The following is a 14471-nucleotide window of genomic DNA, read 5'->3' as shown; positions in this document are numbered from 1 at the left end:
CGATTCCGTTGAAAAAGGCGGCTGTTGCGACGCAGAGGGATCAGTGATTCAGTCTGTCTAGGTGGCAGGACTGAAGATCATGATGGGACATCGGCAAGTCGAACAGGCTGCGTTGTTCTACGAATTCTCGCTCGAGAAGCATATTCCCGCCGACCATCTGCTGCGGTCGATCGATAGATTTGTCGACCTTGAACAGATTAGGAAGGACCTGGCGCCTTTCTATAGCAGTATTGGCCGACCTTCGATCGATCCCGAGCTGATGATCCGGATGCTCTTAGTCGGTTACTGCTTCGGGATCCGATCGGAGCGGCGGCTGTGCGATGAGGTCCACCTCAATTTGGCTTACCGGTGGTTCTGCCGGCTGGGTCTGGAAGGGGCGGTGCCGGACCATTCGACATTCTCCAAAAACAGGCATGGCCGCTTCCGGGAGAGCGATCTCTTCCGTCGCGTTTTCGAGAGCGTTTTACACCGCTGTATTGAGGAGCGGCTGGTCGGCGGTGAAGGATTTGCAGTCGATGCGAGCCTGATCAAGGCCGACGCCAATCGGCAGAAGGGAATCGAAGGCGACAAGGGACTTCCACCGGAGGCCGCCGGCCGAGCGATCAATGAGTATCTGGCTGTCCTCGATGATGCCGCTTTCGGCGCAGCGACCGAGGTCACGCCGAAGTTCGTGTCGCCTGCCGACCCGGCGGCGCGCTGGACGGGGGCGCACGGCGGCCAAGCCTTCTTCGCCTACTCGACGAACTACCTGGTCGACGTCGAGAACGCGATCATCGTCGATGTCGAGGCGACCACGGCCATCCGGCAGGCGGAGGTGTTGGCCGCCAAGCGCATGATTGAGCGCTCGCTGGAGCGGTTCGATCTCTATCCGAACCGGCTTCTCGGCGACAGCGGCTATGGCTCAGCCGAGATGCTCGGCTGGTTGGTTTACGAGCATGGCATCGAGCCACACGTTACAGTGTTCGACAAGTCGGCACGCACAGATGGGATCTTCTCGCGCGAAGACTTCACCTATGATCATGCAAGGGACGTCTACCGCTGTCCTGACGGCAAGATCCTCACCACGACCGGAGCGCTGGTGAACGATGGAGCCACGATGCTTTACCTCGCTATCAAGCGCGATTGCGATCGATGCGTATTGAAGTCCCAGTGCTGCCCCAAGCAGGCTTCACGGAGGGTGCCGCGCTCGATCTACGAGGGCGCTCGCGACATGGCGCGCCAGATCGCAAGATCGTGGGAGGGGCGCACTTCGCGTCGGCTCCGCAAAAAGATCGAGATGCTGTTCGCGCACCTCAAGCGCATTCTCAAGCTCGACCGTTTACGGTTACGAGGCCCAAACGGTGCGCGCGACGAGTTCACCCTCGCAGCCACCGCTCAGAACCTTCGCAAGCTGGCCAAGCTGATCCCGATGCAAACCCTCAAGCCCGCATAAGGGTCAGCAAAGCCGTTCGGCTACATCGGCGCGGGCGCCAATACATCGGATTACTGCCGCCTTTTTCAACGGAATCGGCCATTCCCGGACTCATGCATCGCAACAAGGAACTTCTATTGGATAACCCCGTCGGCGCGGGCGAGCAGCCCAGGAGCTGGTGCAATGCCAAGCGCTTTCGCAGTTTTCAGATTGATGACTAACTCGTATTTCGTCGGCGCCTGCACCGGAAGGTCCGCCGGTCTTTCACCTTTGAGGACACGATCGACGTACCCAGCCGAGCGTCGGACTATGTCGGCAGTATTCGGTCCATAGGAGATCAGTGCCCCTTCCGCAACGAACTGCCGGAAGCCGTATATCGCAGGAAGTCGATGTCGTTCCGTCAATGTAATCACCGCCCGGCGGTGATTGTTGATGAATGCGTCCGGTGCGGCGATCAGACCGCCGCCAGGCTCGCGTGCGAGCGCCGTGATGGCTGCCTCAACCTCCGCCTCGTCGTGCACGGGAGATGCGGAGAGCTCGAGGGCGAGCGATGTGCGGGCTGCTTCGAGCTCCTGCAGGAATGCCGGGTAAAACGGCGTCGTGTCGGGATTGAAAATGAGCGCTACACGTCTGACCCCGGGAGCAATCTCCTCAATCATCTCCATCCATTTCCCGATCATCAGGAAGTCGATGAAGGTGAAGCCGGTGATGTTGCCGCCCGGCCGCGACAGGCTGGCCACGAAACCCTGTCCGACCGGATCGTTGACCAGGTTGAATACGATCGGAATGGTGCTGGTCGCCTCTTTCAGTGCTGCGGTGATTGGCGTCCCGCTTCCGACGATGACGTCCGGCGCCGATTGCACCAGCTCGGTCGCGTAGGCTCGGATTCGGCCCGGATCTCCGCCGGAGTATCGATGCTCAATTCGAATATTGCGGTTCTCGATCCACCCGAGCGCCTCGAGACCCTTCCGAAACGCAACGACGCGGATCAGCACTTCATTATCGTTCTCGAGGTATGGATGGAGGAAAGCAACACGACGCGTGGCCGTCGCCTGCTGCGTGCACGACGCCAACGACCAACTCGCGGCCGCGCCCACTGAAAGTGCAATGAACTTGCGTCGTCGCATTCGTCGCCCTTCAGGCCGAGCGACATGGCCTAGCATATGCCTTGAGTTCCAAGTGTAATGTGGATCACAGCAAGAATTCGCACTGATGTCCGAGTTGGGTCCACTAACAGACCTTCTGCCATGAGCTGAACCAGGTCCGGTTTACTCCCGGAAGCCGACTCGGCAGCGGCGGTCTCGCTACGTCTGAGAGTATCGCCGGCGTTAACCCTGTCGGCAAATGATCCGTGCGTGGGCCGGCAGCCGCCGACAAGTTGCCTCATTGGAGCGGAGAATTTTAAGCGGCACTAACTCAAGGTTAGAGGCGCATCATGCTGAGAATGGTGTTGTTGGGCCTGCTTATTCCGTTGTGTGTAGGCGTGCTGTCGGCAATGGAGCTCAGAGCTCCACCGCGCAGCGCAGTCGCGGTCATCCAGCCCCCTGCCGGTCCAAACGCGGACATTTCCGAGTCACAGAGCGTGTTGGCAAAGGCCGATCGTCTTGAAGTTGCCGCTCTGAGCAGCGAAGGGCCGGCACAGACTGCTTCGGTCGACGAACGCATTGCTCCGCCGGAAGACATCAGTCCTGCTCCTTCAGAGCCTGCGAGGCTGATCGCCCGTCATCGGCACAATCCGAAGAAGGTCACTATCGCTGCACGGTCCAAGTCGAAGCCAAAGGCAACCGTTATCAGGCGGACTGCCATTGCCGAGCGTCCAAAGGCCGCCAGCGATACCGAGCCCTGTCGGCTCAAGGCGTTTGGTGGCTTACGTAAGGCTTTGAATTCAACCGGCTGCGAAATCTGAGGGGCCCGTGAGCATGGCTGATCGGAGTCGAACAATCTGTGTTCGCGGTCGGCTGTGGCGAGTCATCTACGCGACGAACTGCCTGGCCGCCGCCGAAATCATCACCAAGCCGCCGGTGATCACGGCGACATCGAGGATCGCGGCGTGAATATGCACCGGCATCCGCTCGACGAAGGCTTTGGCGAGGAATGCCCCAGGCACTGCCATTCCGCCGATCAGCAGGGCAAAGGCGAGCACCTGCGCGGTCACGGCGCCGGCGAGGCCGAACACCGAGATCTTGATGAGGCCGGTGCCGAGCGAGATCATCGCATCGGTCGCGATCACGGCAGCGCCTTCGAGGCCCGCAGCCATCAACAGCGAGAGCAGGATCACGCCGGAGCCCGAGGTGCCGCCGACCAGCACGCCATAGCCGACCGAGCCGGCCGCAAGGCCGCTGTCGCCAATCTTGACCTGGCGGCGGCGGAGCACGCGGCGCAGCGGCACGCTCAGGATCAGCATGGTGCCGATCACGAGCGCTGCGCCGGCATTGGTGAGGCGCGTATAGCCGTAGGCGCCCAGCGCGGTCGTCACTGCCGCGCAGGCGAGCACGATCAGTGCGCGGCGGCGATCGGCATAGCGGACATAGGCAACGGCGCGGCTGAGATTGGTGAAGATCGCCGAGATCGCGATGATCGGCACTACGGGCTCGGCACCGACCAGCGGCACCAGCACCAGCGGCATCAGCGCGCCGGTGCCGTAGCCGGCAAGACCTCCGATGATCGAAGCAAACAACGCCATCAACGCGACCAGCACAAGCTGAAGGATCGAGATGTCGGCGAAGCCTGAGACGATGGTCACGTTTTCTGATCGCGGCTGACGCGTGCCGCAGCTTGATCTGCGATGGAGGCGAGCGCCGCATCGTCTAGTGGAAAATCCGCCGCAAGCCAAGCGTCCTCGGCGAGCGGCTATGCCTGGCATTCCTTCAAGAAGCCTGTCGCCGGACGGAGAGCCGCTTTTCGGTCGCCCTGTCAAAACCGGAGGTTCATCCCCATACGAGCGATGTCGTAAGCGTTGCTGAACTTGACATTGACGAAACCATTGCCGGTGGCCGGGCTCTGCACGGTCAGCTTCACGTTCTGGTCGCCGAGGTCGATGTGCAGGTATTCGGCCTTGATAGTGACGTGCGGGAGCACCGCATATTCAAGGCCGCCACCGGCTGTCCAGCCGACTGAGGTCTGTGACGAGGAGCCCGCGAGGCAGGTCGTGAAGCCAGGACAGAGAATCTGTGTAACGAATCCGATGTTCCAGCCCAACGGACCAATGATCGAGATGGCAGCCTGTCCCTTCGTTCCACCATAGGCGAGGCCGCCCGTGCCGAAAGCGAGCAGGCGGTCGTTCAACAGGTAGCCGATCCGGCCGCGCAGGGTGCCGAACCAGTCGAGTTGATGGGAAGAGGCGGCCGAGAGGGTGACGCCGCCCTCATCGGGCGCCTTAAACAACGCATCGCCCTTGCTGTTGGCGTATTGCAGGTCGGCTTCGAAACCCGCGACCCAGTTGCGCTCGATCTGCCAGTTGTAGCCGATCTGTCCGCCACCGGTGAAGCCGGACGCGCGAGGAGATTGCCGGTAGGTCGGATTGGTCGCGTCTGCGCCCGCTTGCAGCGAACTTATCGCCAGATCATCGGTGAACACGGTGCCCGCACCGCGGCCTTGGCCTGTCACCGGATCGGCAAGGGAATCGCCGGTGTAAGCCGCCGCGTTCTTGTCTTGCCAGCCGTAGCCTGCATTCACGCCACCGTACCATCCGGTCCAGTTGTAGACGGGGACCGGCTTTACCTTCACCGGCAGGTCGGCAGCCAATGCTGGCGACAGCATCATGCCTGAAACGGCAACACCGGCAGCGATCAATCTTCTCATGTTCAATGCACCCAATAAGTCCGTCGTTCGGAATGATTACCGAGTCGCGCTCAGGTCGTCTTGTCCGCGAGGGTGCTGGGATTGATCGAAACGGTACGGCAATAGGATTGCCGGTAAACGTGGTTTCGGCGCAACGGTCGGCAGCCGCAGACTTGACCTATCCGGCGCTGGACTTGACCTGGGATGCACAACGGCCCGCTTTTGCATCACTTCGGTGGAAAGGTGGGTAGATGCCTTTCGGGTGGCGGTCATGATACGAATGGGAACCGGCGCGCGAGGATCATGGACGGATATGCCGAAGATAGAGTTTTCATCGGACCAGCTTCCATCACACCTGAATGACAGGGCCCGATTCCGCCTCTGGCACGACATATGGATGGAACAGCTCGGCAACGCGGACATGAAGCACGCCGAGGACAAGCCATTCTATACCGCGTCGAGAAATGTTCTGCTTGGCGAGTTGAGCGTCAGCCGGTTTGCCACGACGACGGGGCACTACGTGCGCACGCGCAAGCACGTGGCCAATGATCGCGACGATATTCTTGTCGGCTATTATCGCAGCCCCCAGCCGCAGCTATGGACGGTAGGAAACCAGGACTTAGAGCTGAAACAGGGAAGTGTCGTCGCCTTCAACGTCGCCCAACCGGTTTCGAGCTTTACGGATGGCCTCACGGCTTGGAATTTGGCATCCATACCTCGTGCGCAAATTCTGAAACTCGTTCCGCATGCCGGTAATCGTTCGGCAATGTTTCTCGACCCGGCCAATCCGGCGGTACGGCATCTCGAGCGCACCATCAATTTTCTTCTTGATGCTGATGAGGTCTGCGAAGATCAGGGGTTGGCGCGCCGCGCGGAGGCCATGCTCGGAGATTTGATCGTGTTGGCGCTCGGCGCGCGCGGCGAAGTCGCGGAGATTGCGGCGGAACGCGGCTTGCGCGCCGCGCGGCAGCGCGAGCTGATCGCGATCATCGAGAAGCGCTTCGCCGAGCCGTCTCTGTCGATCACGACCATCGCGGATGCTCTCAATTTGTCGCGTCGCTATGTGAGCGATTTGCTGCTCGAAAGCGGCGCGACATTCTCGGAGCGCGTACTTGAACTGCGCCTGCAGAAGGCGCGGGCAATGCTGTCGGACGTTCGCTACGACGACACGAAGGTGAGTGACATCGCCTTTGCCTGCGGCTTCAATGAAGTGACTTACTTCAATCGCCGCTTTCGCGGTCGCCTCGGCTGCTCACCGACGCAATATCGAATGGGAGCGAACCACAGCGATGCATGATTGGATTTTCAGTCGGACACTGGCCCGACGTTTTCTCGTTAGAAAACAACGCCATCAACGCGACCAGCAGTAGCTGAAGGATCGAGATGTCGGCGAAGCCTGAGACGATGGTCACGTTTTCTGATCGCGGCTGACGCGTGCCGCAGCTTGATCTGCGATGGAGGCGAGCGCCGCCTCGTCTAGGGGAAAATCGGCCGCAAGCCAAGCGTCCTCGGCGAGCGTGAGCACATGCCCGAGCGCCGGTCCTTCGGCGAGGCCACGCGCGATGAAGTCGGCCGCCTTGAGCGGGAATTTCGGCGCAGTCCAGTGCTGCGGCAGTTCGGCAAGCTCGCGCCAGCGCGACGACGTTACGTCGCCGCCGTCTCTCGACCAGGCCAGCAACACGCGATCGTGATAGCGCTCCGCACCCAGCCGGTAGAGCAGCCGCCGCGCGTGGGCCTCGTCCTTGGCGGCAAAACGCCACCAGCGATGCCCCATCGAATCCAGCGCCTTGGCTTCTGCATTGGAGAGCCTCAAGCGCGCGGCGAGGCGCTTCGCATCCTCGGTCACGGCCACCGTCAGTGCGGCGAGGCGCCGGGTCGCACTCGCCGGCAGACCGAGCGCGGCCTCGATCGCGATCATCGCCGACAGTGGCCCGGTATAAGCGACGCCGCCGATCAGGGATTGCAGCAAGCCGCTCTCGGCCATTGCACCGGTCGCCGCGGATGCGCCGCCCGCCAGCAGCAGCTTCAGCATCTCCATGCGCACGCGCTCGGCCGAAAGGCTCGCAAGGCCAGCGCGGCCACGGATGCAGGCGAGATAGCCGTCGCGGTCGGGATCGCCGGCGCCGAAGGCGGCATGAATGCGGAAGAAGCGCAGGATGCGCAAATAATCCTCGGCGATGCGCCGGTCGGGATCGCCGATGAAGCGCACGCGGCGCGCGGCAACGTCGGCGAGCCCGCCGACATAGTCGTGCACGACGCCGCGCGCATCGACCGATAATCCGTTCATGGTGAAGTCGCGCCGCTCGGCGTCCCTCACCCAGTCGCGGCCGAAGGCGACCTTGGCCTTGCGGCCGAACGTCTCGGTGTCCTCGCGCAGCGTCGTGATCTCGTAGGGATGCCCGTCGATGACGAGCGTGACGGTGCCGTGGTCAACGCCGGTCGGGACGCTCTTGATGCCGGCGCTCTTGGCCCGCCGCATCACCTCCTCCGGCAGCGCCGTGGTCGCGATGTCGATGTCGCCCGGTACCAGGCCGAGCAGCGCATTGCGCACGGCGCCGCCGACCACGCGCGCTTCCTCGCCATTGGCGTTGAGCAGTTGCAGGACGCGCGCGGTCCCGCCGGAGGTCAGCCAGGGCGCTTCGGCAAGTAACGGCTCCGCGCTCATGCTTTGGCCCCTATTTCTCCACGCCGGGCACGAGCTTGCCATGCTCGACGTGGGCGGGAACGTAGGTCGAATCCGGTGCGGCGCCGGAGAAATGCGCAAGCCCGATCAGGCCCGCGATCACCAGGACGACCGCCACCAGCGCAAGGCGAGCAATAGTGTAGATCTGCCAGGACGACTGCACGAACAGGCCGGAGCGGGTGGCAACCAGGAAAAGCGCATAGACGGCGAAGGGAATGAGGAAGATTCCGATCTCGGTCAGCGCCGGCCGGATCATGACGAGTAAATCCGCTCATAAAGCACACGCAGCATTCCGGCCGTCGCACCCCAGATGTAGCGTTCCGCGAACGGCATTGCGTAGTAAAACCGCTCCATGCCGCGGAATTCCTTGCTGTGCAGCTGGTGGTTCGCCGGGTTCATCAGGAAGGATAGCGGCACCTCGAACGCATCATCAACCTCGGAATGGTTGATGGTGAGCTCAAAGCCCGGCCGCACCTTGGCGACCGTCGGCAGGATGCGGAAACCGAAGCCGGTGCCGTAGAGGTCGAGATAGCCGATCGGCTCGACGAAGCCGCGCGACAGTCCGACCTCTTCCTCGGCCTCGCGCAGCGCCGCATCGAGCGGGGAGGCGTCCATCGCGTCGATCTTGCCGCCGGGAAAAGCGATCTGTCCGGCGTGGTCGTTGAGATTCGCCGAACGCTGTGTCAGCAGCACGGTCGGCTCGGGGCGGTCGACCACCGCGATCAGCACCGCGGCCGGCCGCACCGGCTGCTCGCGCGCGATGATCTCGAGCATCTTGTCGGTACCGGGATCACCGGAGGCCGGAATGATGTTCGGATCGTAGAGGCCGGGCGGAACGTCGAAACCGAGGCGCGCCCTGGAGCGGGCAAAGAAATCCGCCGCACTGGTCGCGACGGGCTCATTCTTCAGGATAGGCTTGTTCAAAGCGCGGCCCTCACCTGCTCCGCGTCGGCCATGGCGAAGAATTCGCCGGCCGACTCGACGCCGAACATCGGCTGGCCATCGACCATCCGCTCCTCGCCCATGTCAACCAGATCGTAGTAGAGCGCGCGGGTGACCTTGGCCCAGAGATCGGCACGCACATGCAGATAGGGTGTCAGCCCGCCGTCGTCAGCCTGTTCGAAACGGAGCCGGTGCGCGGCATCGCAGGTGACCCAATCCTCGACATTGGTGCGAAAGTGCAGCACGCGATGGTTGTCGTCGCCGTCCTTCTGCATCTCGACCGCCATGAACGGTGCATCGTCGACGCGGATACCGACCTTCTCCACCGGCGTGACGAGGAAATGCTTGCCATCCTCGCGCTTCAGGATCGTCGAGAACAGACGGACGAGCGCAGGCCGTCCGATCGGCGTGCCCATATAGTACCATGTACCATCTGCGGCGATTCGAATATCGAGATCGCCGCAGAACGGCGGATTCCAGAGATGCACGGGCGGCAGCCCTTTTTGGGCGCCTTGCGTGCTGGCAGCACTTTTGGCCGCGGCGGTCAGCCCCTCGAGACCACGATCGGCGCTCTGCCCTTGCTTCGCCATGGTTTGCCCTGACTCTGTCATTTGGCACGTTTGGTGCAGGTCTACGTTGTACGTGGGTGCGCGGTTCCACCCCGGATTAGTCCGGTATGGGAGGTCGCCACTTCGTGATGCCGTACATACCTCGAAGCCGATAAGGTGGGGATAGGTTAATTCAACGAATACATGGTCTTCCCTGCGAGTCTAGCATGGGGCCCATGTCATGGCATGACGACGCAAGCGAGCCGCATGGCAGGTTCAAGGAGCTGACGGATGGCGGAAAGTGTCGAGAAACTCGAGGACGGGATCGTCCGTTCGGCCGAGCAGGTGTCGAGCGAGATTCGCGCGGCGAAAGACGCGATCGCGACCGTCATCTTCGGCCAGGATCGCGTGATCGAGAACACGCTGGTCACGATCCTCTCCGGCGGCCACGCGCTCCTGATCGGCGTGCCGGGCCTTGCCAAGACCAAGCTGGTGGAGACGCTCGGCGTCACGCTCGGCCTCGATGCCAAGCGCATCCAGTTCACGCCCGACCTGATGCCGTCGGACATTCTCGGCGCCGAAGTGCTGGACGAGAGCACCGCCGGCAAGCGCTCGTTCCGTTTCATCGCGGGTCCCGTGTTCGCGCAGCTCCTGATGGCCGACGAGATCAACCGCGCCAGCCCGCGTACGCAATCGGCGCTGCTGCAGGCAATGCAGGAGCAGCACATCACCGTTGCCGGAGCACGCCACGATCTGCCGAAGCCGTTCCACGTGCTCGCGACGCAGAACCCTCTGGAGCAGGAAGGTACCTATCCGCTGCCCGAGGCGCAGCTCGACCGCTTCCTGATGGAGATCGACGTCGACTATCCCGATCGTGACGCCGAACGGCGCATCCTATTCGAGACCACCGGCGCGGACGAAACGCTGGCGAAGGGCGCGATGACGGCGGACGCGCTGATCACCGCGCAGCGGCTGGTGCGCCGCCTGCCGGTCGGCGATTCCGTGGTGGAAGCGATCCTGTCGCTGGTGCGCTCGGCCCGGCCGGGGCCGGAGAGCGGCGAGGCCGGCAAATTCATCGCCTGGGGACCGGGTCCGCGCGCCAGCCAATCCTTGATGCTCGCGGTGCGCGCCCGCGCGCTGATCGACGGACGTCTCGCGCCCTCGATCGACGACGTGCTCGACCTCGCCGAGCCTGTGCTCAAGCACCGCATGGCACTGACCTTCCAGGCGCGCGCCGAAGGGCGCACGATTCCGGACGTGATCCGGCAATTGAAGACACGGATTGGTTGATGGCCGCAGATAACGGGCACACAGCGAAGGAGACGATAGCGATCCGACGTGCCGATGGCGAAAGCCGCACGCTCGCCGCATCGCTGCCGCGCCTGGTGCTGGAAGCCCGCCGCATCGCCGCCAACGTCATCCACGGCCTGCATGGCCGTCGCCGCGCCGGCTCCGGCGAAAGCTTCTGGCAGTACCGCCGCTTCGTCTCCGGCGAGCCGGCGCAGAATGTCGACTGGCGGCGCTCGGCGCGCGACGACCATCTCTATGTCCGCGAGCAGGAATGGGAGGCCGCGCACACGGTCTGGATCTGGCCCGACCGCTCGCCGTCGATGGCGTTCGCCTCGAAGCAGGCGCGTGAGTCCAAGCTCGAACGCACGCTGATCGTGGCCTTTGCGCTGGCCGAGCTGCTGGTCGCCGGTGGCGAGCGCATCGGCATTCCCGGCCTGATGGCGCCGACCGCGAGCCGCAGCGTGATCGACAAGATGGCGCAAGCGATGCTGCATGACGATGCCGAACGCCCGAGCCTGCCGCCGTCCTTCATTCCATCGGCACTCGCCGAGACCGTCGTGCTGTCCGATTTCTGGTCGCCGATCGCCGAGATCAGGACCATGCTTGCCGGGCTGTCCGGCTCCGGCGCGCATGGCACGCTGGTGCAGATCGTCGATCCCGCGGAAGAGACCTTCCCTTATTCCGGCCGTGTCGAATTCGTCGAGCCCGAAGGTTTTGGCGTGATAACCGCCGGCCGCGCCGAAAGCTGGGCGCAGGATTACACCGCGCGGCTGGCGCTGCATCGCGATCAGATCCGCGCCGAGACCAACAAGCTCGACTGGCTGTTCACGACGCATGCGACCGACCGCTCGGCCGCCGAACTGCTGCTCTTCCTGCATGCCGGCATGCAGGTGAGCAAGTCGGGCGCGCGCACCAGCACGATCAAGGCAGGGCCGGCCGCATGATGGGATTGCCCCTCGCTTTCACCGAACCGCTGCTCCTGATCGGGCTCGTCAGCCTGCCGATGCTGTGGTGGCTGCTGCGCGTCATGCCGCCGCGGCCGCGCCGCATCGAGTTTCCGCCGACGCGCCTGTTGTTCGACATCGCGCCCAGGGAAGAGACGCCGTCGCGAACGCCATGGTGGCTGACCGCGCTGCGCCTCTTGGCCGCGGCGCTGGTGATCTTCGCCGCCGCCGGCCCGATCTGGAACCCGCAAACCGGGATCGCCGGCAGCAAGGCGCCGCTGATGATCATGTTAGACGACGGCTGGAGCGCCGCCTCGAACTGGGAGACCCGGATCAGGGCCGCCGATGAGCTGATCGCGAATGCCGACAACGACCGCCGCGCCATCGCGCTGGTGCCGCTGTCGGAGCCGAACCGCGACATCACCCTGATGCCGGCCGGCGCCGCGCGCGTTGCGCTGCGGCAGCTCGCGCCAAAGCCCTATTCGATCGAGCGCGTCGAAACCCTGACCGCGGTCGACCGCTTCCTCAAGGCGACCGGCGACTGTGAGATCGCCTGGCTGTCGGACGGCGTCGACACCGGACGCGGCGAGGAATTCCTGCAAGGCCTCAGCAAGACGATCGGAGACCGCAGCTTGACCGTGTTCGAGGGCGGCACGTCCTCACCGCTGGCGCTCGTGGCGGCGGAGAATGCGGCGGCCAAGATGACGGTGAAGGTGCTGCGCACCGACAGCGGCATCGCCGCCGGCACTGTTCGAGCGCTGGACCAGAAGGGCTCGCCGATCGGCGAAGCGCGCTACACGTTCAGCCCGCAGGACAAGGAGACTGAAGCCGCGTTCGACTTGCCGGTCGAGCTGCGCAACGACATCACCCGGCTCGAAATCTCCGGCGAGCGTTCCGCCGGCGCAGTGCAACTCTTGGACAAGCGCTGGCGTCGCCGTGCCATCGGCATCGTCTCGGGCGCGACCAGCGAGACTGCACAGCCGCTGCTGGCGCCGACCTTCTATCTGACCCGCGCGCTGGCGCCGTTCGCCGACGTTCGGCTGGCCGACAAGGGCTCGCCGCAGCAGGGCATCACCCAGTTCCTCGACCAGAAGCTGCCGATGATCATCCTGGCCGATGTCGGCACCATCGCGCCTGAATTGCGCGAGCGTCTCAACGCCTGGCTCGACCAGGGCGGCGTGCTGGTGCGGTTTGCAGGTCCGCGGCTCGCGCAGGCCGAGGACGATCTCGTCCCGGTCAAGCTGCGCAAGGGCGGCCGAACGCTGGGCGGCAGCCTGACCTGGGAGAAGCCGCAGCATCTCGCAGCCTTCGCAGGCGACGGACCATTTGCCGGCGTTGCCGTCCCGAAGGACGTCACCGTGAGCCGCCAGGTTCTGGCCGAGCCTGATGCGGTGCTCGCGACCAAGAGCTGGGCCTCGCTCGAAGACGGCACGCCGCTGGTGACCGGCGAGCATCGCGGCAAGGGCCTGGTCAGCCTGTTCCACGTCAGTGCGGATATGCGCTGGTCGGACCTGCCGATGTCCGGCACCTTCGTCGAAATGCTCCGACGGATCGTCGACATGTCCGGCTACACATCGAAGCCGGGCCCCGGAGTTGCCGGCGAGGCGAGCAGCGAGACGGTGGCGCCGCTGCACATCCTCGACGGCTTCGGCGCCTTTGGCCCGCCGCCGGCGACCGCAAAGCCTCTGCCCGCGGACTATCGCGACCGCGCCACGCCGGACCATCCGCCCGGCTTCTATGGCCCCGCCGAAGGACCGCTCGCCGTGAACACACTTGCTGCCGCCGACCGCATCGCGCCACTCAACACGGCGAGCCTGCGTGCCCGGCACGCCACCTACACCAATGCCGAGCCGCGGGACTTGCGCGGATGGCTGCTGTCGTCGGCACTCGCGCTGTTCCTGATCGACGCTCTCATCGTTGCGCTGCTCGGCGGCAGCCTCGCCGCGCTGCTGCGCCGGCGCGCCGCGACGGCCGTGCTCGCGATCGGCCTCCTCTTCGCAGGCCTCTTCTCGCCCGCTCCGACGCGCGCCGACAGCGCCTCGGACGAGTTCGCGATGAAGGCGGTATCGCAGACCCGCCTTGCCTATGTCGTCACCGGCAATGCCGACGTCGATTCCATCGTCAAGGCCGGCATGGGCGGCTTGACGCTGTTCCTGGCGCAGCGCACCGCGCTCGAGGCCGGCGATCCCGTCGGTGTCGATCCGGCGCGCGACGAGCTCGCCTTCTTCCCGCTGATCTACTGGCCGATCGTGCCGGGTGCGCCGAAGCCGCCGCAGGACGCGATCAACAAGATCGACGCCTATATGAAGCAGGGCGGGACGGTGATCTTCGACACCCGTGACGCGGTCGAGGCGCCCCCCGGCGAGAACGGCGCGTCGCAGACGCCGGGCATGCAGGCGCTGCGCGAGATCCTGTCCTCGCTCGACGTGCCCGAGCTCGAGCCGGTACCACGCGAGCACGTGCTGACCAAGACCTTCTACCTGTTGCGCGACTTCCCCGGGCGCTTCAACTCGGGCCAGACCTGGGTTGAGACGCTGCCGCGCGAGGACGACGAGGAGAGCGCGCAGCGGCCCGCGCGCGGCGGCGACGGCGTCTCGCCGATTATCATCACCTCGAACGATCTTGCGGGAGCCTGGGCGATCCGTCCCGACGGCCAGCCGATGCTGCCGCTCTCGCCGGGCGAGCCGCGCCAGCGCGAATTCGCCTTCCGCGCCGGCGTCAACATCGTGATGTACACGCTGACCGGCAACTACAAGGCCGACCAGGTGCACGCGCCGGCCCTGATCGAGCGGCTGGGGCAATGATGCGGGCATTGAAACTGGACACCCGCCAAAATGAAGCCGTCATGGNCCATCCACGCCTTGCCGCACGGC

The 14471-nt window shown here is 64.3% G+C and carries 13 protein-coding genes and 1 pseudogene; 6 read left to right on the top strand and 8 right to left on the bottom strand.

Annotated elements, in window-relative coordinates:
• The first annotated feature begins 79 nt into the window (after nucleotides 1-79).
• A complete protein-coding gene (locus AXW67_RS35425; RefSeq protein ID WP_063678360.1) occupies nucleotides 80-1432 on the top strand; it encodes an IS1182 family transposase in 1353 nt (450 codons plus the stop codon).
• Between the two features lie 113 nt (nucleotides 1433-1545).
• Here the strand turns inward: AXW67_RS35425 and AXW67_RS35420 are convergent, their stop codons facing one another.
• Complete coding sequence (locus tag AXW67_RS35420; protein ID WP_063681636.1) at nucleotides 1546-2538, bottom strand: ABC transporter substrate-binding protein; 993 nt, start codon at nucleotides 2536-2538, stop codon at nucleotides 1546-1548.
• A 308-nt stretch (nucleotides 2539-2846) separates the two neighbouring features.
• Here AXW67_RS35420 and AXW67_RS41195 point away from each other — a divergent pair, with 308 nt between their 5' ends.
• The gene (locus AXW67_RS41195) at nucleotides 2847-3317 is read left to right on the top strand and encodes a hypothetical protein (RefSeq protein ID WP_082908144.1); all 471 of its coding nucleotides are present in this window, start codon (nucleotides 2847-2849) and stop codon (nucleotides 3315-3317) included.
• Nucleotides 3318-3383: 66 nt separating this feature from the next.
• Here AXW67_RS41195 and AXW67_RS35415 read toward each other — a convergent pair whose 3' ends face one another.
• Nucleotides 3384-4154, bottom strand: a complete 771-nt coding sequence (locus tag AXW67_RS35415) for a sulfite exporter TauE/SafE family protein (RefSeq protein ID WP_063681635.1) — start codon at nucleotides 4152-4154, stop codon at nucleotides 3384-3386.
• Between the two features lie 170 nt (nucleotides 4155-4324).
• Nucleotides 4325-5227 carry an outer membrane protein gene (locus tag AXW67_RS35410; RefSeq protein WP_145928091.1) on the bottom strand — a complete coding sequence of 301 codons (903 nt, stop codon included), beginning with the start codon at nucleotides 5225-5227 and terminating at the stop codon, nucleotides 4325-4327.
• Nucleotides 5228-5588: 361 nt separating this feature from the next.
• Here AXW67_RS35410 and AXW67_RS35405 point away from each other — a divergent pair, with 361 nt between their 5' ends.
• The gene (locus AXW67_RS35405; protein WP_063681633.1) at nucleotides 5589-6488 is read left to right on the top strand and encodes an AraC family transcriptional regulator; all 900 of its coding nucleotides are present in this window, start codon (nucleotides 5589-5591) and stop codon (nucleotides 6486-6488) included.
• Nucleotides 6489-6525: 37 nt separating this feature from the next.
• On the opposite strand, the pseudogene AXW67_RS44910 reads toward AXW67_RS35405, so the two are convergent.
• From AXW67_RS44910 to AXW67_RS35385, 5 genes and pseudogenes are all read right to left on the bottom strand, one after another.
• Nucleotides 6526-6603, bottom strand: a pseudogene (locus tag AXW67_RS44910) (sulfite exporter TauE/SafE family protein); the annotation flags it as partial.
• Nucleotides 6600-7856 (bottom strand): CCA tRNA nucleotidyltransferase, encoded by a 1257-nt coding sequence (locus AXW67_RS35400; protein ID WP_063681632.1) that lies wholly within the window; start codon nucleotides 7854-7856, stop codon nucleotides 6600-6602. The gene AXW67_RS35400 and the pseudogene AXW67_RS44910, both read right to left, overlap by 4 nt.
• Nucleotides 7857-7866: 10 nt before the next feature.
• Nucleotides 7867-8130, bottom strand: coding sequence for a DUF6111 family protein (locus AXW67_RS35395; RefSeq protein ID WP_027552985.1), 264 nt, complete (start codon nucleotides 8128-8130; stop codon nucleotides 7867-7869).
• Complete coding sequence (locus AXW67_RS35390) at nucleotides 8127-8798, bottom strand: CoA pyrophosphatase (protein ID WP_063681631.1); 672 nt, start codon at nucleotides 8796-8798, stop codon at nucleotides 8127-8129. Before AXW67_RS35390 ends, AXW67_RS35395 begins: the two co-directional genes overlap by 4 nt.
• Nucleotides 8795-9406 carry a DUF1285 domain-containing protein gene (locus AXW67_RS35385; protein WP_063681630.1) on the bottom strand — a complete coding sequence of 204 codons (612 nt, stop codon included), beginning with the start codon at nucleotides 9404-9406 and terminating at the stop codon, nucleotides 8795-8797. Before AXW67_RS35385 ends, AXW67_RS35390 begins: the two co-directional genes overlap by 4 nt.
• A 249-nt stretch (nucleotides 9407-9655) precedes the next feature.
• Here AXW67_RS35385 and AXW67_RS35380 point away from each other — a divergent pair, with 249 nt between their 5' ends.
• The 3 genes from AXW67_RS35380 to AXW67_RS35370 are packed head-to-tail and all read left to right on the top strand — an operon-like array spanning nucleotide 9656 to nucleotide 14402.
• A complete protein-coding gene (locus tag AXW67_RS35380) occupies nucleotides 9656-10654 on the top strand; it encodes an AAA family ATPase (RefSeq protein WP_063681629.1) in 999 nt (332 codons plus the stop codon).
• On the top strand, nucleotides 10654-11598 hold the full coding sequence (locus AXW67_RS35375) for a DUF58 domain-containing protein (protein ID WP_063681628.1): 945 nt from the start codon (nucleotides 10654-10656) through the stop codon (nucleotides 11596-11598). The genes AXW67_RS35380 and AXW67_RS35375 overlap by 1 nt, the downstream gene beginning before the upstream one ends.
• A complete protein-coding gene (locus AXW67_RS35370) occupies nucleotides 11595-14402 on the top strand; it encodes a DUF4159 domain-containing protein (RefSeq protein ID WP_063681627.1) in 2808 nt (935 codons plus the stop codon). The genes AXW67_RS35375 and AXW67_RS35370 overlap by 4 nt, the downstream gene beginning before the upstream one ends.
• The last annotated feature ends 69 nt before the right edge of the window (nucleotides 14403-14471 follow it).

The organism is Bradyrhizobium neotropicale (assembly GCF_001641695.1).
Lineage (GTDB): Bacteria > Pseudomonadota > Alphaproteobacteria > Rhizobiales > Xanthobacteraceae > Bradyrhizobium > Bradyrhizobium neotropicale.
The sequence above is the reverse complement of the archived record's forward strand: the minus strand, read 5'-3'. Positions and strand labels throughout refer to the sequence as shown.